Annotated in this window: 1 pseudogene; it reads left to right on the forward strand. The window is 41.0% G+C overall.

Features of this window, described 5'->3' with window-relative positions:
* Window positions 1-14: 14 nt before the first annotated feature.
* Window positions 15-249, forward strand: a pseudogene (locus tag PPOP_RS15415) (Rha family transcriptional regulator); the annotation flags it as partial.

Here is a 249-nt window from a genome sequence, read left to right on the forward strand (position 1 = left end):
AAGGGAGAGAAGATATGAGCAAACTTATCCTTAATACGGACTGCATGTTGTATGAGATGAATGGACAGGCACTTTACAGCACACGTCAAGTTGCACAGGAATTTAAGAAAAGGCACGATAACGTTCTGCAGTCATATGACGAAATGGTTGCTACGGCTCAAAAGAAGGATGAAGACGATCATGAAATAGCTGCCCTGAAAAATCAGGTGAGCTTGCGTTTCATTGAAGAAAACTTCTTCGAGCATAAAT

Origin of the sequence: Paenibacillus popilliae ATCC 14706 (assembly GCF_000315235.1) — a bacterium.
Lineage (GTDB): Bacteria > Bacillota > Bacilli > Paenibacillales > Paenibacillaceae > Paenibacillus_B > Paenibacillus_B popilliae.